The 18,225-nt window shown below is 77.6% G+C and carries 16 protein-coding genes; 7 read left to right on the forward strand and 9 right to left on the reverse strand.

The window, feature by feature from the left end; translation table 11 throughout:
- Positions 1–5: 5 nt before the first annotated feature.
- The 3 genes from ACI8AR_RS07915 to ACI8AR_RS07925 all read right to left on the reverse strand — a co-directional run bounded on the left by ACI8AR_RS07915 (position 6) and on the right by ACI8AR_RS07925 (position 3,614).
- Positions 6–353: a nuclear transport factor 2 family protein gene (locus ACI8AR_RS07915; protein ID WP_457050517.1), complete on the reverse strand. Its 348-nt coding sequence runs from the start codon at positions 351–353 to the stop codon at positions 6–8.
- A gap of 85 nt (positions 354–438) precedes the next feature.
- Positions 439–2,079, reverse strand: coding sequence for a GMC family oxidoreductase (locus ACI8AR_RS07920; RefSeq protein ID WP_457050518.1), 1,641 nt, complete (start codon positions 2,077–2,079; stop codon positions 439–441).
- Positions 2,076–3,614, reverse strand: coding sequence for an aldehyde dehydrogenase family protein (locus ACI8AR_RS07925; protein ID WP_457050519.1), 1,539 nt, complete (start codon positions 3,612–3,614; stop codon positions 2,076–2,078). Before ACI8AR_RS07925 ends, ACI8AR_RS07920 begins: the two co-directional genes overlap by 4 nt.
- 88 nt (positions 3,615–3,702) lie before the next feature.
- Between ACI8AR_RS07925 and ACI8AR_RS07930 the strand changes: the two genes are divergently transcribed.
- Entirely contained in the window at positions 3,703–6,735 is a 3,033-nt protein-coding gene (locus tag ACI8AR_RS07930; RefSeq protein WP_457050520.1) for a sacsin N-terminal ATP-binding-like domain-containing protein, read from the forward strand.
- A gap of 15 nt (positions 6,736–6,750) precedes the next feature.
- Here ACI8AR_RS07930 and ACI8AR_RS07935 read toward each other — a convergent pair whose 3' ends face one another.
- Entirely contained in the window at positions 6,751–7,116 is a 366-nt protein-coding gene (locus ACI8AR_RS07935; RefSeq protein WP_457050521.1) for a hypothetical protein, read from the reverse strand.
- 213 nt (positions 7,117–7,329) lie between these two features.
- The gene (locus ACI8AR_RS07940; protein WP_456937292.1) at positions 7,330–7,644 is read right to left on the reverse strand and encodes a hypothetical protein; all 315 of its coding nucleotides are present in this window, start codon (positions 7,642–7,644) and stop codon (positions 7,330–7,332) included.
- A 272-nt stretch (positions 7,645–7,916) separates the two neighbouring features.
- On the opposite strand from ACI8AR_RS07940, the gene ACI8AR_RS07945 reads away from it, so the two are divergent.
- From ACI8AR_RS07945 to fabG, 3 genes are all read left to right on the forward strand, one after another.
- Complete coding sequence (locus tag ACI8AR_RS07945; RefSeq protein ID WP_457050522.1) at positions 7,917–8,306, forward strand: STAS domain-containing protein; 390 nt, start codon at positions 7,917–7,919, stop codon at positions 8,304–8,306.
- Between the two features lie 157 nt (positions 8,307–8,463).
- Positions 8,464–9,675 carry an acetyl-CoA C-acetyltransferase gene (locus tag ACI8AR_RS07950; protein WP_457050523.1) on the forward strand — a complete coding sequence of 404 codons (1,212 nt, stop codon included), beginning with the start codon at positions 8,464–8,466 and terminating at the stop codon, positions 9,673–9,675.
- Positions 9,676–9,751: 76 nt separating this feature from the next.
- Positions 9,752–10,513 carry a 3-oxoacyl-ACP reductase FabG gene (gene fabG, locus ACI8AR_RS07955; RefSeq protein WP_457050524.1) on the forward strand — a complete coding sequence of 254 codons (762 nt, stop codon included), beginning with the start codon at positions 9,752–9,754 and terminating at the stop codon, positions 10,511–10,513.
- 51 nt (positions 10,514–10,564) lie between these two features.
- Here the strand turns inward: fabG and ACI8AR_RS07960 are convergent, their stop codons facing one another.
- The 3 genes from ACI8AR_RS07960 to ACI8AR_RS07970 all read right to left on the reverse strand — a co-directional run bounded on the left by ACI8AR_RS07960 (position 10,565) and on the right by ACI8AR_RS07970 (position 13,157).
- Complete coding sequence (locus ACI8AR_RS07960; RefSeq protein WP_456937288.1) at positions 10,565–11,422, reverse strand: DUF1206 domain-containing protein; 858 nt, start codon at positions 11,420–11,422, stop codon at positions 10,565–10,567.
- On the reverse strand, positions 11,419–12,249 hold the full coding sequence (locus ACI8AR_RS07965; RefSeq protein WP_457050525.1) for a DUF1206 domain-containing protein: 831 nt from the start codon (positions 12,247–12,249) through the stop codon (positions 11,419–11,421). Before ACI8AR_RS07965 ends, ACI8AR_RS07960 begins: the two co-directional genes overlap by 4 nt.
- Positions 12,250–12,314: 65 nt before the next feature.
- Positions 12,315–13,157, reverse strand: a complete 843-nt coding sequence (locus ACI8AR_RS07970; RefSeq protein ID WP_457050526.1) for a DUF1206 domain-containing protein — start codon at positions 13,155–13,157, stop codon at positions 12,315–12,317.
- A 108-nt stretch (positions 13,158–13,265) separates the two neighbouring features.
- Between ACI8AR_RS07970 and ACI8AR_RS07975 the strand changes: the two genes are divergently transcribed.
- The 3 genes from ACI8AR_RS07975 to ACI8AR_RS07985 all read left to right on the forward strand — a co-directional run bounded on the left by ACI8AR_RS07975 (position 13,266) and on the right by ACI8AR_RS07985 (position 16,871).
- On the forward strand, positions 13,266–13,922 hold the full coding sequence (locus ACI8AR_RS07975) for a hypothetical protein (protein ID WP_457050527.1): 657 nt from the start codon (positions 13,266–13,268) through the stop codon (positions 13,920–13,922).
- 69 nt (positions 13,923–13,991) lie between these two features.
- On the forward strand, positions 13,992–15,614 hold the full coding sequence (locus ACI8AR_RS07980) for an SIR2 family protein (protein WP_457050528.1): 1,623 nt from the start codon (positions 13,992–13,994) through the stop codon (positions 15,612–15,614).
- Positions 15,615–15,650: 36 nt separating this feature from the next.
- A complete protein-coding gene (locus tag ACI8AR_RS07985) occupies positions 15,651–16,871 on the forward strand; it encodes a cytochrome P450 (protein ID WP_457050529.1) in 1,221 nt (406 codons plus the stop codon).
- Between the two features lie 130 nt (positions 16,872–17,001).
- Here ACI8AR_RS07985 and ACI8AR_RS07990 read toward each other — a convergent pair whose 3' ends face one another.
- Positions 17,002–18,204 carry a hypothetical protein gene (locus ACI8AR_RS07990; protein WP_457050530.1) on the reverse strand — a complete coding sequence of 401 codons (1,203 nt, stop codon included), beginning with the start codon at positions 18,202–18,204 and terminating at the stop codon, positions 17,002–17,004.
- Positions 18,205–18,225 lie beyond the last annotated feature (21 nt).

Consider the following 18,225-nt stretch of genomic DNA (forward strand, 5'->3'; position numbering starts at 1 on the left):
GGCGGTCAGTCCAGGCGCTCCAGGGTCATCCGCACGGTCTGCAGCCGGATCTCGCCGTCGCGGAAGACGAACGTGTCGACGCCGTCGAGCACGCGGGCCTTCTCCGCCACCGCGCTCCACTCGATGAACAGCACGTCGCCCTCGAAGACCCGGGTGGGGACCTCCCAGGCCGCGTCGGGGAGCTCGCCGAGCAGCGTGGAGAACAGCTGCCGGACGCCGTCGCGGCCGCGCAGGACCTGGTCCGGGGTGATCAGGACGGCGTCCTCGGCGTAGTCCGCGGCGATCGCGTCGACGTCGGCGGCGCCGATCGCGGCCACGTGGTGCTCGAAGACCTCCTGGGGCGTGCGGGCCATGGCTCCTCCTCGTCGTGGTCCCGGCCGGGCCCCGAGGATGCTCCGCACACCCGGCCGCGACCAGCCCCTCCGGAGCGCAGTGGCGTCAGGCGGTGGTGGCGGCCAGGGCGGGGTCGACGGTGCGGCCGGCCATGAGGTCGGCGGCGCGCTCGGCGATCATGATCGTCGGCGCGTTCGTGTTGCCGCGGACCAGTGTCGGCATCACCGAGGCGTCGACCACCCGCAGGCCGTCCAGCCCGTGCACCCGCAGCTGCGGGTCGACCACCGCGTCGCCGTCGGTGCCCATCCGGCATGACGACACCGGGTGGTACAGCGACTCCAGCGTCTCCCGCACCTTCGCCCGCAGCGCGTCGGCCGTGCGCACCGTGCCGCCCGGCGACCACTCCGCGGCCAGCACGGAGGCCAGCGGCCCGACCGAGGCGATCTCGCGGGCCTTCTCCACGCCGGTCACCAGCGCGTCGAGGTCCCGCTCGTCGGTGAGGTAGCCGGCGTCGATGGCCGGGGCCCACGTCGGGTCGGCCGAGCGCAGCCGCACCGAGCCGCGCGAGTGCACGTGCACCAGGACGGCGGCCGCGGTGAACGCGTCGACGTCGGGGTCGACCTCCGCCTGCCGCCAGAACTTGACCGGCAGGAAGTGGTACTGCAGGTCGGGCTGGTCGAGGTCCGGCCGCGAGCGGGTGAACAGCCCCGCCTCGGCCAGGTTCGACGACAGCGGCCCGCGCCGGGCGCCGAACCACTGCGCGTACCCCGACGGCGACTCCGCCCGGAACAGCGACTTCCCGGAGCGCACGTCCCAGATGACCGGCACCAGCGGGTGGTCCTGCAGCCCGCCGCCCACGCCGGGCAGGTCGTGGACGACGTCGACGCCGACCTCGCGCAGGTGCGCGCCCGGCCCGATGCCCGACAGCATCAGCAGTTGCGGCGAGTTCACCGCGCCGCCGCACAGCACGACCTCGCCGGCCGCGCGCGCGGTGTGCGTCTGCCCGCCGCGCCGGTACTCGACGCCGGTGGCCCGCCCGCCCGAGACCAGCACCCGGGTGGTGAGCGCCCCGGTGAGCACGGTGAGGTTCGGCCGGCCCAGCGCCGGGCGCAGGTAGGCGTCGGCGGCCGACCAGCGGCGGCCCCGCTTCTGCGTCACCTGGTACTGGCCCACGCCCTCCTGGGCGGCGCCGTTGAAGTCGGCGTTGCGCGGGTATCCGGCCGCGACCGCCGACTCGACCACCGCGCGCGTCCACGGGTGCGGCGAGCGCAGGTCCTCCACCCGCAGCGGCCCGCCGACGCCGTGGAAGCGGTCGGCGCCGCGCGCGTTGTCCTCCATCCGGCGGAACAGCGGCAGCACCGCCTCGTAGGACCACGACGGGTCACCGGTGAGCTGCGCCCACTCGTCGTAGTCGGCCGCCGCGCCGCGGACGTAGATCATCGCGTTGATCGACGACGACCCGCCCAGCAGCTTCCCGCGCGGCCAGAACAGCCCGCGCCCGCCGAGGCCCGGCTGCGGCTCGGTCGTGTAGTTCCAGTCCCGCCGGGTGCGCCAGACCTTGTACAGCGCCGCCGGGATCTGCACCTCGAGGACGTCGTCGGAGCCGCCGGCCTCCAGGAGGAGCACCCGCACCGACGGGTCCTCGGTCAGCCGCGCGGCCAGCGCGCAGCCGGCCGAGCCCGCCCCGACGACGACGACGTCGTACTCGGCGCGGTCCCCTGGTGCCGGGGCCCGCACGCCGCTCACCGGTGCCGCCCGTGGACCATGCCCATGACCCGGGCCAGCGCGTCGGCCGCGGCCGGCGGGCGGGCGAAGGACATGAGGTTCACCGGCAGTGCGTACCTCTGGCGGGTGATCGCCTTGGCGCGGGTGAACTCCTTGAGCCCGTCCTCGCCGTGGATCCGGCCGAAGCCGCTCTCGCCCACGCCGCCGAAGGGCAGCGCCGGGATCGAGGCGAAGGTCAGCACCGAGTTGACGCTGGTCATGCCGCTGCGCATCCGGCGCGCGAGGTCCATCGCCCGCGCCTTCGAGCGGGAGAACACCGCGCCGGCCAGCCCGTACGACGTCGCGTTGGTGCGCTCCAGCGCCTCCTCGGCGTCGGCCACGCGGGTGATGGTCAGCGTCGGCCCGAAGGTCTCCTCGCGGACCGCGGCCGAGGACTCGGGCACGTCGAGCAGCACCGTCGGCGCCACGAAGCCGCCGTCCACGCTGCCGCCGAGGACCGCCCGGCCGCCGGAGGACGTCGCGTCGTCGAGGTGCCGCCGCACGACGTCGGTCTGCGACGCCATGGTCATCGGGCCGTAGGCGGCCTCGTCGTCGGAGCCGGGACGCAGGGCGCGCACCCGCTCGGTGACCTCGGCGACGAAGGCGTCGTACACCTTCTCCGTGGCGTAGACCCGCTCGATGCCGATGCAGGTCTGCCCGGCGTTGCTCATGCCGCCCCACACGGCGGCGTCGGCGGCGGCGGCCACGTCGGCGTCGTCGTCGACGATCATCGCGTCCTTGCCGCCGAGCTCCAGGAGCACCGGGGTGAGCGTCTCGGCGCAGGCGGCCATGACCTTGCGGCCGGTGGGCCCGGAGCCGGTGAAGGCCAGCTTGTCCACGCCGGCCCGGCACAGCGCGGCGCCGGTCTCGCCGAACCCGGTGACCACCTGGAAGGCGTCGGCGACGTCGGGGACGGCCGCGCGCCACGCGGCGGCCAGCCAGGCGCCGACGGCGGGGGTGAACTCCGAGGGCTTGAAGACGACGGCGTTGCCGGCGGCCAGCGCGTAGGCGATCGAGCCCATCGGCGTGAACACCGGGTAGTTCCACGGGCCGATGACGCCGACGACGCCCAGCGGCTGGTACTCGAGGTGGGCGGCGTGGTTGGCCGCGAGCATCCCGGCGGGCACCCGCCGCGGGCCGAGCGTCTTCCGCGCGTGCGCCCCGGCCCAGGCCAGGTGGTCGACGGCGAGGGTGATCTCGAGGATGGCGTCGGCGTGCGGCTTGCCGTTCTCCCGGTGCACCAGGTCGGCCAGCTCGTGCATCCGCCGGGCCAGGTAGCCGCGGTAGGCGGCCAGCCGCTGCCGGCGGCCGTCGAACCCGAGCCCGGCCCAGCGCGCGGCGGCCGGCCGGGCGCGCTCGACGGTCCCGCGGACGGCGTCGGCGTCGTGGACCGGGAAGACGCCGACGACGGCGCCGGTGGCCGGGTTCGTCGACTCGAAGATCTGGGTGGTGGCGTGCCGGTCGACCGTGCCCGCGGCGGCGTGGGTGACCGTGTCCATCTGCTCGGCGAGCGACATGTGGCGCAGGTTACCTGCGCAAGTTACCGACGCGTAGCTCCGGTCCGGGACCCGTCCGGGGAGTCCGCGCGCTGCCATGCTGGCGCCCGTGGCCGACGCCTTCGACACCGCGGGGCTGCGCCGCCGCGTGCTCGCCGCGTGGACCGACTCCCCGGCGCGCTTCCGGGAGGACGCCAACGCCGAGGAGGACCTGGTCCGCGGCGGCTACCGGGACCGGCTGCTGGTGGAGCTGGCGCAGAACGCCGCCGACGCCGCGGTGCGCGCGGGCGTGCCCGGGCGGCTGCGGCTGGAGCTGGCCACGGTGGGCGGTGGGGGAGAGGTGCTGCGCGCGGCCAACACCGGCGCCCCGCTGGACGCCGCCGGGGTGGGCGGCCTGGCCACGCTCCGCGCCTCCGCCAAGCGCGACGAGGTGCGGACCGTCGGCCGCTCCGTGGGTTCCGGCGGGCCACAGCTCCACACGGTCGGCAGGTTCGGCGTCGGCTTCGCCGCCGTCCTCGCCGTCAGTGACGAACCGGCCGTCCACTCCACCACCGGCGGCGTGCGGTTCAGTGCGGCGCACACCCGCGCCGCGGTGGCCGACGTCCCGGCGCTCGCGGGCGAGCTGGCCCGCCGCGACGGCGCCGTGCCGGTGCTGCGGCTGCCGTGGCCGGCCGACGGACCCCCGCCCGACGGCTTCGCCACCGAGGTGGTCCTGCCGCTGCGCGCCGGGTCGCGGGCCGCCGTCCGCACCGCCCTCGAGGCGCTGGAGGCCGAGCTGCTGCTGGCGCTGCCGGGCCTCGCCGAGGTCGAGGTCGCCGTCGACGGCGCCGTCCGCACCCTGGCGTGCACGCGCACCCCGCCGCTGGCCCGGGTCCGCGACGGCGACCGCACCACCACCTGGCGGCTGGCCACCCGCAGCGGCGAGCTGCCCGCGGAGCTGCTGGCCGGCCGCCCGGTCGAGGAGCGCGCCCGCCGCGGCTACGACGTCACCTGGGCGGTGCCCCTCGACGACGACGGCCGGCCGGTGCCGCTGAGCGGGCGCCAGGTGGTGCACGCCCCCACCCCGAGCGACGAGCCGCTGTCGCTGCCGGTGCGCCTGATCGCGCCGTTCCCGCTCGGCCCCGACCGCCGGCACGTGGCGCCGGGCCCGGTCACCGACGCGCTGGTCGACGTCGCCGCGGACACCTACGCCGACCTGGTCACCGGGCTCCCGGCCGACCCCGCCGTGCTGGGCCTGGTGCCGCGCATCGGGCTGGCCGCCGCCGAGCTCGACGCCGCCCTGGGCTCCGCCGTCCTCGACCGGCTGCGCGCCGCCGCCTGGCTGCCGGCCGCCGACGACCCCGGCGCCCGGCAGCCCCCGGACCGGGCCGCGGTCCTCACCGAGGATCCCGATGAGCGGGTCGCCGTCCTCGCCGGGGTCGTGCCCGGGCTGCTGCCGGCGGGCTGGTCCCGGCGCGACGGGGCGCCCGCGCTGGCCGCCCTCGGCGTGCGGCGGGTCGGCCCCGCGCAGGTGGTGGAGGCCGTCTCCGGGATCGGCCGGCCGGCGGACTGGTGGGCGCGGCTCTACGCCGCCCTCGACGGCGCCGACCGCGAGGAGCTGGGCGCGCTGCCGGTGCCGCTGGCCGACGGGCGGACCGCGCCCGGCCCGGCGGGAGTGCTGCTGCCCGGCGAGGACCTGCCGGTGGCGCGGCTGGGCCCGCTGCACCTGCGGGTCGCCGACCCCGCCGCCGTCGCCGACCCGGCCGCCCGGCGGTTGCTGGAGCGGCTGGGCGCGCGCCCGGCGACCGCCGCGGTCGTGCTCGCCGACCCGGCCGTGCGGGGCGCGGTGGAGGAGTCGGTCGACGCGGTCGAGGAGGGCTTCGACGACGGCGACCCCGCGGCGCTCGCCGAGGCCGTGCTCGCGCTGGTCGCCGCCGCGGGCACCGCGCCGGGGGAGCTGCCCTGGCTGGCCGAGCTCGCGCTGCCCGACGCCGAGGGCGCGTGGGCGCCGGCAGGGGAGCTGCTGCTGCCCGGCGCGCCGCTGGCCGCCGTCCTCCGCGACGGCGCGCTCGGGACGCTGGACCCGGACTTCGCCGCCGCGCACGACCCCGCCGTGCTACGGGCCGCGGGGGTGCTCGCCGACTTCGCGCTGGTGCACGCGGAGGACCCCGACGACCTCGACGTCGACCGCACCGACGCGTGGGCCGACGCCGTCCTCGACCGGCTGCCGCCCGGCGGACCCCCGCCGGCGTGGCCGCCGCTGACCGCCGTCCGGGACCTGGAGCTGGTCGCCGACTGGGCCGGCGCGCTGCCGCTGCTGGCCGCCGCGCCGGAGCAGGCGTGGGCCGACGTCGTCCTCGACGGCACCGCGGTGCCCTCGTACCTGCGCTGGTGGCTGAGCACCCACCCGGTGCTCGGCGGCCGGCGCCCCGACCGGCTGTGCGCACCCGGCAGCCGCGAGCTGGAGAGGCTGTACGACCCGGCCGAGGGGCCGCCGGCGGTGCTCGGGCGGCTGCGGCTGCCGGCCACCGTCGACGACGTCCTCGCCGACGTCGACACCGCCCTCGACCTGCTCGACCGGCTCGGCGACCCCGCGCGCACCGTGCCGGCGCCGGTGCTGCGCACGGTCCACGCCCGGCTGGCGCGCGCGCTCGACGGCGTCGACGTCGACCCGCCGCGCCGCGTGCGGGTGGCGCCGGACCGGGTCGCCGACCCCGCGCGGCAGGCCGTCGTGGTGCTCGACGTCCCGTGGGTGCAGCCGCTGGTCGACGCGCTGCTCGTCCCGGCCGGCGGCGCGCCTGAGGCGGTGGCCGACCTGCTCGACCTGCCGCTGGCCGGTGAGCGGGTGCGCGCAGAGGTCACCAGCACCCCGGTGCGCCGGCAGCCGTGGGCGGCGGTGCCGGGAGCCGGCCTGGCCGCCGCCCGGCTGGGCGTGCCGGAGCTGACCGGCGAGGTCGCCGTCCACGAGCCGCTGCTGGCCGGCGGTCGGCCGGTGCCGTGGTGGCCCGGCGACGGCGTCGACCACGTGGACGGCAGCCCCGCCGCGCTCGGCCGGGCGCTGGCCTGGCGGGCCGGTGCCTGGCCGCTGCGGCAGGCACTGGCCGAGGCGTTCGCCGAACCCGGCCGGGCCGCCGACCTCGCCGCGGAGGACGCGGTCGGCTGACCCGGCCGGCGGACGTCAGAACCAGCGGGGGACGGCCTGGGCGCCCGGGGCGTGCCCGTGCGCGGAGGTCCGGCCGCCTGTCTTCCGGCCCCTCTGCAGGGGCCCACCGCGAGCGTGCGAGCGGTGGGGGGCAGAGGGGTCCTTCGACCAGTGGGCGGCGGACAGGGACCCGGCGCGGGCGGTCGGGGCGAGCCCCGCGGTCCGCAGCCAGCGGACCCCGGCGACGCCAGGGAGCTGGGCGTGCAGGACCGGGCCGAGCGCCGCGCCGGGCGAGGCGAGCACGGCCGAGGCCAGCCGCTCGAACGCGGCGGCGTCCGCGGGGGAGAGGGCCCCGCGCGCGGCGGCGGCCGCGGCGGGCAGGGGACGGGAGGGACGTGACACGGGTGCCTCCGGGAGGAGGTCGGACCGGCCGCGGGCAGCCGGCAGCCAGGGGAGGGCGCGCCCGGGAGGGCGGAGGGAGCGGGGAGCGGCAGCTCGACCCGTGGGCGTCCTGATCACAGGACGCGGACGTCGCGGTGAGGCGGTCGGCTCAGGAGCGCATGCGGCGACGGTAGGGAGACCCGGCCCGGCCCGTCGAGTCCTTTCCGGCGGCGGCTACCGCTGCGGGGCGTCGTCGGCGCCGGCCGAGCGGGCGGCCTTGCGCGCCTGGTGGGCCTCCCACCGCTCGCGGTCGCGGGCGCGGGAGCCCGCGGTGCGCTCCCAGCGGTCCTTGCGCCGGCGCGCGCGGAGCATCTCCCGCTCCTCGAAGGAGGAGTGCGTGTCCCAGTCCCGGGCCATGAACAGCACCAGCAGCAGCACGGCGCCGAAGATGACCAGTCCCGACGCGACGATGACGTCCGGGATGGCGAGGAACGCCACGACCGAGACCGCCGCCCAGATCAGGCCCGCCAGCACCAGTCGCGCGTTCACGCCTCCAGTATCCCCGCCCCGGCGCGCGGGGGGCGTCCCCGGCGTCCCGGGCGCGGAGTCCCTGGTCACGGCCCCGCGCGCCGCGGGCGACACGCCGGTTGCGGCACGGTGTACAGCCCGTGGCGGACCTTGCGCCCCATCCGCCCCGCGCCTACCGTCCGGGTTGCGGTTCAACATCCAGCCGTGATCCGCCAGTGCCGGACTCCGCGCCGTGGTGTGGCTCTCGAGCCGCTGTCCTCCGCACGGGCCCGCCCTCGACCGAGAGGCGCACCGTGACCACCATCTCCTCAGACCCCCCGACGACCTCGGGCTCCGCCGACGACCTGCTGACCGTCGAGACCGCCTCCCTCGACGGGGTCACCCGGCTCGTGTGCACCGGTGAGGTCGACTGCGCCAGCGCGCCGCTGCTCCGCCAGGAGCTCGACGGCGCCTTCGCCGCGGACCCGCGGGTGGTCACCGTGGACCTGGAGGCCGTGACCTTCCTCGACTCGGCCGGGCTGTCCGCGCTGGCGGTCGCGCACCGCACCGCCGAGGCGCAGGGCGCCCGGCTGCGGGTGCTGGTCGGCACGCGGGCGGTGGTCCGGGCGCTGCAGGTCACCGGCCTGTGGGACCTCCTGGGCGTCGAGCAGGTCGAGCGCGGCGCGGGAGCCGGCGCCGCGTAGGAGAAGGACCCCCTCGCCCCCCGCCACCCGCGAGCTCGCGACGGGACCCTGCGAGGGGGCCGTCTCCCCGACCTGGCTGCGCGCGGCACCGCGCCGGGGAGCACACTCGGCGACGGTGCGGGGCCTGCCCGCGGGCCGAGTCGAGGAGGAGGACGCCGTGCGTGACGCGGTCATCTGTGAGCCGCTGCGGACCCCGGTCGGGGGCTTCGGGGGGTCGCTGCGGGACGTGCCCGTGCAGGACCTCGCCTCCACCGTCGTCAGGGCGCTCATGGAGCGCACCGGCCTGCCGCCGGAGTCGGTCGACGACGTCGTCCTCGGCCACTGCTACCCGACCATGGAGGCGCCGGCGATCGGCCGCGTCGCCGCCCTCGACGCCGGCCTGCCGGTGACCGCGAGCGGCATCCAGGTCGACCGCCGCTGCGGCTCGGGCCTGCAGGCGGTGCTGTACGCCGCGATGCAGGTGCAGACCGGCGCCGCCGACGTCGTGCTGGCCGGCGGCGCCGAGTCGATGAGCAACGCGCCGTTCTACTCGACCGCCATGCGCTGGGGCGTCAAGGCCGGCCCCGGCGTCCTGCTGCAGGACGGCCTGGCCCGCGGCCGCGTCACCGCCGGCGGCGTGAACCACCCCGTGCCCGGCGGCATGCTCGAGACCGCGGAGAACCTGCGCCGGGAGTACTCGATCGGCCGTGAGGAGCAGGACGAGTACTCCGTCCGCAGCCACCAGCGCGCCGCCGCCGCCACCGCGGAGGGCCGGTTCGCCGACGAGATCGTCCCGGTGACGGTCAAGGGCCGGAAGGGCGACACCGTCGTCGACCGCGACGAGCACATCCGCCCCGACTCGAACGTCGAGACCCTCGCCAAGCTCCGCCCGATCATGGGCAAGGACGACCCCGAGGCCACCGTCACCGCCGGCAACGCCAGCGGCCAGAACGACGGCGCCGCGGTCTGCGTCGTCACCTCGCCGGAGAAGGCCGCCGAGCACGGCCTGCGCCCGCTGGCCCGCGTCGTGTCCTGGGCGGTGGCCGGCGTCCCGCCGCGGACCATGGGCATCGGCCCGGTCCCGGCGACGGCGAAGGCGCTGGACCTCGCCGGCCTCAAGCTCTCCGACATCGACCTCATCGAGCTCAACGAGGCCTTCGCCAGCCAGGTGCTGGCGGTGACCCGCGAGTGGGGCTTCACCGAGTCCGACTTCGACCGGATGAACGTCAACGGCTCGGGCATCTCGCTGGGCCACCCGGTCGGCGCCACCGGCGGGCGGATCCTCGCGACGCTGACCCGCGAGATGGACCGCCGCGGCGCCCGCTACGGCCTGGAGACGATGTGCATCGGCGGCGGGCAGGGGCTGGCCGCCGTCCTGGAGCGCGTGTAACACACCCCGCCCGGCGTGTCCGGGGGCTGCCCGGCATGATCGGCCGGCAGCCCCCGACCCCGAGGAGAACCTCCCCATGAGCGAGTCCCCCGCCCGCGTCGCGATCGTCACGGGCGCCGCCCGCGGCATCGGCGCGGCCACCGCGCTCCGCCTGGCCGCCGACGGCTTCGCCGTCGCCGTGCTCGACCTCGACGAGTCCTCCACCGCGGGCACCGTCCAGGCGATCGAGGCCGCCGGCGGGCGCGCGCTGGGGGTGGGGGCCGACGTCGGCGACCCCGAGCAGGTGCAGGCCGCCGTCGACCGGATCGCCGCGGAGCTCGGCCCGCCGGTCGTGCTGGTCAACAACGCCGGCGTCACCCGCGACAACCTGCTGTTCAAGATGACCGACGCCGACTGGGACCTGGTCATGCACGTGCACCTGCGCGGCTCGTTCCTCATGACCCGCGCCTGCCAGAAGCACATGGTCGAGGCCAAGTGGGGCCGGGTGGTCAACCTGTCCTCGACCTCGGCGCTGGGCAACCGCGGCCAGGCCAACTACGCCACCGCCAAGGCCGGGCTGCAGGGCTTCACCAAGACCCTCGCCATCGAGCTGGGCAAGTTCGGCGTCACCGCCAACGCCATCGCCCCGGGCTTCATCCAGACCGAGATGACCAAGGCGACCGCCGAGCGGATCGGCCGGAACTGGGAGGAGTACGTGGCCGAGCGCGCCGCGGCGATCCCGGTGGCCCGCGCCGGCGTGCCCGAGGACATCGCGCACACCGTCTCGTTCTTCGTCAGCGAGGGCGCGGGCTTCGTCTCCGGCCAGGTCGTCTACGTCGCCGGCGGCCCCCGCACCTGAACCCGTGCACTTCCGCGGATCTGCACGGTGCAGATCCGCGGACGTGCGCGGTCACGACGACGGGTCGCGGTCGGGGTAGCGGGCGCGGGCCAGGGCGTAGACGCCGAACGCCGCGAACCCGGCCGCCACGACGGTGAGCAGCCACGGGCCCGCGCCGGTGCGGCCGATCGTGGTCATCGCGCCGTCTAGGCCGGTGGCGGTGGAGACGTCGGCCGTCGTCGCCGCGCGCCACAGCAGCACCCCGACGACGCCGAACGCCACGCCCTTCGCCACGTACCCGACCCGCCCGACGGCCTCGATCACCGGCTCCCACCGGTCGGGCGCGGCGGGCAGGTCGACGTCCTTCATGAAGCCGCCGGTGGCCCCGCGCCACAGCGAGTACAGCCCCACGGCGACGACGCCGGTGGCCGCGACCGCCACCGCCACCGCGCCGCCGGGCACCTCGAGGGTCTCGCCGGTCAGCTCGCGCAGCCGCTCGTCGGCCTCGTACTCGGCGCCGACGGCGAACAGCAGCGCGGTGACCCCGAGGACGGCGTACACGAAGGCCTTGGCCAGGCACTTGGCGCAGACGACGGCGGTGCGGGTGCGGTGCACGCGGTCGAGCAGTCCGCGCCACCACAGCAGCACCTCACCCCCCTGCCAGAGCGCCAGCGCCAGCAGGCCCAGGCCGATCGCCCACAGCAGCACCGACCCGCCGGGGGTGCCGGCGACCGTCTCCAGCGCCCCGGTCTGGTCGGCGTCGGTGCCGGCCGCGCCGCGGGAGACCCGCCAGGTCAGCCAGCCGATGAGCAGGTGCACCACCCCGTAGGCGACCAGCCCGACGCGGGCGGCGGCCGCCAGCACCGGGTGGTCGGTGACCTCCCGGGCGGCCGCGACCGCCCGGTGCACGCGGGAGAACGGCCCCGTCACGTCCGCTCGGGGTAGCGCGCCCGGACGAAGCAGAAGACCCCGAACGCGGCGATGCCCAGGGCCACCAGGGTCAGCAGCGCCTTCCCGAACGGGGCCTCGAGGATGGTGCGCAGCGCGCCGTCGAGGCCCGAGACCTTCGCCGGGTCGAACGTGACCGCCGCGTAGACCAGCAGCGCGCCGACCACCCCGAACGCGACGCCCTTGGCCGGGTAGCCGACCTGGCCGAGGCGGGTGACCGTGCGGCGGGCGGCCGGCGGTGCGGAGGCGAGGTCGATCTCGTCGACGAAGCTCTTCTTCACGCCCTTGAGCACCTGGTGGACGCCGATGCCGATGACCACCAGGCCGGCCACGCCGACCAGCCACCGACCGCCGGGCCAGCCGAACACGCCGGCCGCGGTCTGCTGCTGCTGGGCCGCGCTCGACTGGCCGGCGCCGGTGGCGAACCGGAACGCGGTCACCGCCAGCACGACGTAGACGACCGCCTTGGCCAGCGCCTTGACCGACCTGGTGACCGCCTTCTTGCGCAGCTCGCCCGACGCCGACCAGCCGTACCGCCAGCGCAGCACCTCGGCGGCCTGCCACAGCGCGAGCGCCACCAGCCCGATGCCGAGCACCCACAGCAGCGGCTTGCCGACCGGCGTCTCGGCGAGGGTGCCCAGCGCGCCGGACTGGTCGGCCGGCTGGCCGCCGCCGCCCCAGGCCAGCTGCAGCGCCAGCCACGCCACGAGCAGGTGGACCACGCCGTAGGCGACCAGCCCCACGCGGGCCAGGTTCTCGAGGGCGTCGCTCCTGCCCGGCCTGCCCGTCGCCGTCCCCGTTCCGGTCATGGCCGCCCTCCTCGGTCCGCTCCTGTGCGGCGATCAGCGTGGCACGGGGACGGCCGCCGCGCCGGTCAGCCGACCGGGTGCCGGGCCCGGGCCAGCAGGTAGACGGCGAAGGAGGCCAGCCCGGTGGCGACGACGACCAGCAGCCACCGGCCGTAGGGCTCCCCGGCGACGGCCCACAGCGCGCCGTCGAGACCGGTGGCGCGCGCCGGGTCGAAGGTCGCCGCGGCCCAGCCGACGACGCCGCCGACGAGGACCAGCGCCACGCCCTTGAGCACGAAGCCGACCTGGGCGAAGCGGTGGGTGAGCCGGCACAGCGCCGGGGCGACGGTGCGGAGGTCGAGCTCGCCGAGGAAGTCCGACCGCAGGCCCTTGCGCACGTGGTAGAGCCCGATGCCGACGACGAGCGCCGCGACGCCCACCACCAGCTCCTGCCCGGCCGGCCACGACAGGACGCCCCGCACGGCCTCGCGGTCCTCGGCCGGTGCGTGCACCAGGCCCAGGGCCTGCCGGACGGCGGCCACCGCCAGGTAGCCGTAGAACGCCGCCGTCCCCACGGTCTTGACCACCTGCACCAGCGCCGCGCGGCGCTCGCGGCCCGGCGGCGGCAGCCGGTGGTGGTGGCGCAGCACCTCGACCGCCTGCCACAGGCACAGGCCGGCCAGCGCGCCGGCCAGCACCCACAGCAGCACGTTGCCCAGCGGGGTGGCGGCGAGGAGGGCGAGCGCGCCCGCGGAGTCGGTGGACTCGGCGGGGGCGACCAGTCCGGGCGTGCCCCAGCCGAGCTGCACCGCCAGCCAGGCGACCAGCAGGTGGATGAGCGCGCAGCCGACCAGCCCGGCGCGGGCGACGTGCTCGAGCAGGCGGCTGCGGGCAGCGCGCTGGGGCGCCCGGACCCCGCCCTCGGTCACGCCGCCCCCGTCGTCCTCGCCCGTGCGCCTGCTCGCGCGGGGACCCGAGCGTCGCACGCACCGGGCCGCCGCGGCGGGTCCGGCGGCCGATGCGGGACACTGGGCGTCGTGGTCAACGCGACGGCGGCACGCACGAAGACAGCACGCACGAGGACGGGCACCGCTCCTCTCCGCACCGAACGGGACGTCGCCCGCCGCGCCTGGCCGCTGCGCGCCGCCCTCGGCGTCGTGCTCGTCGTCCTCGCGGTGCTCGCCGTCGTGACCGGTGACCTCGGCGCCCGGCTGCTGCTCGGCGGGCTGGGCGTCCTCGCCGCCGCCCGCGGCGCGGGGCTGTTGCGCGCGGGGTCGGTCCCGGCCGGGGCGGCCGCCGTCGCCGGTGGGGTCGCCGCGGTCGCGGTGGCCGTCGTCTCCGCCGCCGCGACCGGCTGGGTGCTGCTCGCCGGCGTGCCGCTGGTGCTGCTGGCCGGCTCGGCCGTCGCGTTCGCCCGCGGGGGCGCCGCCCGCCGCGGCGGCGCGGCGCTGCTGGTGTGGACCGTGCTGGTCGGCGCGCTGCTCGCCGGCACCCTCGCCGTCCAGGGCGCCGGGCGCGCCGCCGACGTCGCCACGGTGGTCGCCGCCCTGGCCGCCGGCCTGGCGGCGGTGCCGCTGCTGGTCGCCGCGGCCGGGCTGCGCGCGGTCGCCCACGCCCCGGCGCCGGCCCGCCCGGCCGGGTGCGGGGGCTGCGCCTGCTCGGCCGGCGGCTGCGGCGTCCCGCAGGCCGGCTGACGCGGCCGCTCCGGTCGCGAGTCGCCCGATCTCGTTCCGTCCCGGCGGTGTCGTGGGTAGGGAGCGGGCGTGAGTGGACACGTCTTCGTCGTCGGCGCCGACCTCACCCGCCTGTCCTGCGACGACGTCCTCGTGCCCACCGGCCGCACGCTGCGCATCGCCGCCAGCTGGCGGGCGCTGCTGCCCGACGACCTGGTGAGGGACGAGGACGCCGACGGCGTGTGCGTCGACCTGGGGTGGCACGGCGACGAGCGGGTGCTCGAGGTCCCCGGCACCGGGCCGCGGCGGGCCTGGCTGCTCGACACCGTCGACGACTGCGGCCGCGGGCTGGGCTGGCTGCTCGACGGCGCCCGCGAGGCGCTGGCCGCGGTCGCCCGCCGCGAGGTGACCGAGCCGGTGCACGGCCGGGCGCGGCGGCTGGTCGGGCTGCCGGCGCTGGGCACCGGCTGGGGCGGGGCGGCCGGGCGGCGCGGGGACCTGCTGCAGCAGCTGCTGCCGGTGCTGCGCGAGGCCGCCGACGAGCACGGCTTCGACGTCGCGCTGGTGCTGCGCGGGCCCAGCGACCTCGCCGCCGCCCAGCGGGTGCGCCGCGGCGACGACGCCGGCTGGGACCTGCCCGAGCCGCTGAGGGCGCTGGCCGAGCAGCTGGGGGAGCGCGCCCGCCGCGGCCAGCTGGCGCTGTTCATCGGCGCCGGGGTCAGCGCCGCCGCCGGCCTGCCGACGTGGGAGGAGCTGCTCGGGGAGCTGGCCGCCCGCTCGGGCCTCGACGAGGACCTGCGCGAGGGGCTGTCCCGGCTGCCTCCGCAGGACGCCGCGGCGCTGCTTGCCCGGGAGCTCGGCCGCGACGAGCTCGAGCGCTTCGTGCAGGAGCGCTTCGGCCCCGGGCCGTACGCGCTGGCGCACGCGCTGATCGCCGACCTGCCCGTGCAGGAGTTCGTGACCACCAACTACGACCCGCTGGTCGAGCTGGCCGCCGCCGACATGGGCCGGGAGCTGTCGGTGCTGCCCTACGACGAGCCCCGGCCCGGCCGGCCGTGGCTGCTCAAGCTGCACGGCGACGCCGCGCACCCGGCCGGCGTCGTGCTGACCCGCGAGGAGTACCTGCAGCTCGGCGACTCCCGCGCCGCGCTCTCCGGCGTCCTGCACTCGCTGCTGCTCACCCGGCACGTGCTGTTCGTGGGCACCTCGATGCTCGACGACGACCTGATCCGCATCGCCCACCAGGTGCGCAGCGCGGTGCAGGTGCCCGGGCGCGAGCCGCGCCGCCGCTCCGGCACGGTGCTCGCGCTGCGCGAGGACGCCGCCCGCAGCCGGCTGTGGGAGCAGGACGTGGAGACGGTGGCGATGGGCGGGGCGGACGCCTCGCCGGCCGAGGCCGCGCGCCGGCTGGAGGTGCTGCTGGACCTGCTCGGCTGCCTGTCCACGCCGCCCACCGGGTACCTGCTCGACCCGGCCTACCGCGGGATGCTCTCGGACGAGGAGCGGGTGCTCGCCGAGGCGCTGCAGAGGGTCGCCGAGGCGCTGCCGGAGGGGGCGTCGACGCCGTCGGCGGCCGGGGAGGTGGCCGCGCTGCTGCGCCGACTGGGCGCCGGGCGCTCGGGCGGCCGCCGCGACGGGTCCGCCGACGACCGCCCCGTCGACGAGGCCACCGACGCCCGCGACGACCGGCTGCAGCAACAGCGCCCGGGCTGAGGTTGGCCCGGCCCCGCACGGGGAACCGCGGGACCCATGCGCCTGGAGAACTCCCTCGCCCTGCTCACCAAGGGCTACGCCTGGCTGCCCGACCTGCGCCGCGCCCGCGGCCGGCACGCCGTCGGGACGCGGCTGGGCGGCCTGCCCGCGGTCGGCATCGAGGGCCCCGAGGCGGCGCGGTTCCTCTACGACGAGGACCACGTGCACCGCGCGCACGCCATCCCCGAGCCGGTGCAGGGCACGCTGTTCGGCAAGGGCGCGGTGCACACCCTCGACGGCGAGGCGCACCGGGTGCGCAAGGCGATGTTCGTCCAGGTGCTCATGGACCCCGCCGCGATCGAGGCGCTCACCGAGCGGGCCGCCGCCGCCTGGGACGACGCCGCCCGCGAATGGGCCACCCGCCCGCAGTTCGTGCTGTTCGACGAGTCGGCGCGGGTGATCGCCGGCGCGGTCACCCGGTGGGCGGGGATCACGGTCGCCGACGACGAGGTGCCCGCGCTCGCCCGCGACCTGCTGGCGATGGTCGACGGCTTCGCCACCGCCGGGCCGCGGCACTGGCGCGCGCGGCGGGCCCGCGGCCGGCGGGAGGAGTGGCTCGCCGGGATCGTGCAGCGGGTGCGGTCCGGGGAGCTGGTCGTGCCGGCGGGGTCGGTGCTGCAGGTCGTGGCCGCGCACCGGGACGCCGACGGCGGGCTGCTCGACCCGCGGGTGGCCGCCGTCGAGCTGCTCAACGTCATCCGCCCGACCACCGCCGTCGCCTGGTTCCTGGCCTTCTCCGGGCACGCGCTCGCCACCTGGCCCGACTACCGCGGCAAGCTGGCCGCCGCCGACGCCTCCTTCGCCGAGGCGTGGGCGCACGAGGTGCGGCGCTTCTACCCCTTCGCGCCGTTCATCGGCGGCCGGGCGCCGCAGCGGCTGGAGTTCGCCGGGCAGACGATCCCGAGGAACGCGATGGTGCTGCTCGACCTGTACGGGCAGAACCACGACCCGGACCTGTGGGAGGAGCCCTACGCCTTCAGCCCCGAGCGGTTCCTCGGCCGCGGGATCGGCGAGTTCGAGCTGGTGCCCCAGGGCGGCGGCGACCCGCGGACCAACCACCGCTGCCCGGGCGAGCGGATCACGGTCGCGCTGCTCGCCGCGCTGGCGCCCCGGCTCGCCCGGCTGCGGGCGGACTTCGCTCCCGGCCAGGATCTGACCATCGCGCTGCACCGCATCCCCGCCCTGCCGGCCAGCCGCGTGGTGATGCAGCCGCGCTGACCCGTTCCGCGCGCTCGTGCTCTGTCTGCCCGTGGGGCAGAGCTCGAAGGGAGGGCGGACGGGTGTCCCTCCGTGCGCTCGTGCTCTGCCCCCCCCAGTGGGCAGAGCACGAGCGTCCGCCGAGGAGGGATCAGCGGGGGTCGAGCCACCAGAGCACGGCCTCGCCGTCGCACCGCGCGGTGACGGCGATGCGGCCGTCGTCCCCGGCGTGGAGGTACCCGACCAGCTCGTCGCACAGGCCGAGCGGCGCCCCGACCTCGCCCGTCACGACGTCGACGACGACCACCGACGCCGCGGCCGACTCCTGCTGCAGCGTCAGCCACAGCGCCGTCCCGTCGAACTCGGCGTCGGTGACCGGTGTGCCGCGGAAGGCGCCGTCGGCGGTGAGCACCGCGGGCGCGGTCGCAGCCACGGTCACGGCCACCACGTGCTCGCGGTCGGCGCCGTCGGCGTCGGCCCCGCGGACCACCGCGTACACGGTGCCGTCACCGACCACGACCACGTCCTGGACCTCGGCGCGGACGAAGCCGGGCGCGAGGTCGACCGGCGCGCTCCGCGGCAGCAGGTCCGGTGTCAGGGCCAGCAGCAGGCTGCGGGCCGGCGCGCCCGTGTCGGGTCCCAGGGTCCTCGCGACCACGACCACCCGGGAGCCGTCGGGGGAGACCGCCACCGCACCGACCTCCGCGGAGGTGGGCTCGACGCCCTCGACGGCGAGGTCGGCGTCGGCGGAGGCGAGGACCGCGCCGGTGGCCGGGTCCACGGCGAGCAGCAGCGGGGGACCGGCGCTGCGGGACACGGCCACGTACAGGACGCCGTCGGGGCCCACGGCCGCGGCCGAGCCGGTGAGCAGCACGTCCCCGGGGACGGCGACCGGGAGGGTGGCGGTGACCGTCCCGGTCGCCGGGTCGACGACCTGCAGCGCGTAGCCGACCGGTCCCGTGCCCGGCCACACCGGGCCGGCGACCACGGCCGCACCGCCGGAGCCGAACGCGGTGTCCGGGCGGGAGCCGGGCGCGAGCTCCGCCGTCGCCTGCACCGTGGTGCCGTCCGGGCCGACGACGGCGAGCGCGGCGCCCGGCGCGGCGGCGTCCACGCCGGCGTCGGCCCCGGCCAACAGGACGAGGGTGGTGCCGTCCGGGCCGGAGGAGACCCCGCGGGCATCGGTGTGGTCCCCGGCCGGGCCGCTGCCGGGCACGGACACGGTGGTCTGCGAGGCCTCGGCCGCCGGCGCGGCGGACCAGGGCGCGGCCGCCGGGGCCGGGGAGCACGCGGCCGTCGCGAGCAGCACGGCGGGGAGCAGGACGGACACGGTCGGCAGGCGTGAGCGGGACACGCCGTCCACCCTCCGGACGGC

It is taken from the genome of Geodermatophilus sp. SYSU D01036, from assembly GCF_054050435.1.